This is a genomic window from Phyllobacterium brassicacearum (genome assembly GCF_003010955.1).
GTDB lineage: Bacteria > Pseudomonadota > Alphaproteobacteria > Rhizobiales > Rhizobiaceae > Phyllobacterium > Phyllobacterium brassicacearum.
Map to the genome: position 1 here is coordinate 1 of NZ_PGGO01000069.1, position 983 is coordinate 983.

General features: G+C 60.7%; 1 protein-coding gene. It reads left to right on the forward strand.

The genetic code is table 11. From position 1 onward, the window contains the following. Nucleotides 1-94: 94 nt before the first annotated feature. Nucleotides 95-983, forward strand: a protein-coding gene (locus CU102_RS28270; protein ID WP_106714348.1) for an IS630 family transposase whose coding sequence is annotated in 2 segments (ribosomal slippage) — nt 95-430 and nt 432-983 — 888 coding nt annotated over the 2 segments. Because the reading frame shifts where the segments join, the coding sequence is not laid out codon by codon here. This gene is flagged as partial in the annotation.

Consider the following 983-nt stretch of genomic DNA (forward strand, 5'->3'; position numbering starts at 1 on the left):
TAGAGCGGATCATTGCTTGTCGGAATCGCACCGGGATTCCCAAATCAGTTGATATGTGATTCATCATGGATGCTGGGATTGGAGGCCAGCATCCATGACGCGACCCTATTCCAATGATCTTCGTGAGCGTGTTGTTGCTGCGGTTGAGGCTGGTCAAAGTTGCCGGGTTGTGGCGGATCGGTTCGACATTGCCGTCTCGTCTGTGGTGAAGTGGTCGCAGCGCTATCGGGCAACCGGCAGCGTGTCGCCCGGCAAGATGGGTGGCCATCGTCGGCCTATTCTGGAGCCGCACCGCACTTTCATCGTCGAGCGGATCGAGCAGACATCGCATCTGACCTTGCATCGCCTGAAGGACGAGCTGGCCGCATGCGGCGTCAGGGTGTCGCACAATGCCATCTGGCAGTTCATGCGCCGCGAAGGCCTGCGCTTCAAAAAAAACGCTGTTCGCCCTTGAGCAGGGTCGGGCCGACATTGCCCGGCGTCGGGCACGCTGGAAAGCCTGGCAAGGCCGTTTCGATCCGCGCCGATTGGTCTTCATCGATGAAACCTGGATCAGGACCAACATGGCGCCGTTGCGCGGCTGGGGACCGAAGGGCAAGAGGCTGCGCGGCTTTGCACCGCATGGCCGCTGGCGCACCCTGACCTTCCTCGGCGCCTTGCGCTGTGACCGGCTCACCGCCCCCTGCGTCTTTGATGGTCCGATCAACGGCGAATGCTTCGGCGCCTATGTCCGCCAGCAGTTGATCCCGACCCTCAAGCCCGGCGACATCGTCATTCTCGACAATCTCGGCTCCCACAAAGCCAAGGCCATCCGCGATGCCATCAGGGCGGCCGGCGCCAGATTATGGTTTCTGCCGAAATATTCCCCCGACCTCAATCCGATCGAACAGGTCTTTGCCAAGATCAAGCACTGGATGCGCCAGGCTCAAAAGCGAACCGTCGACGACACCTGGCGCCATCTCGGCTACCTCGCCAACACCATC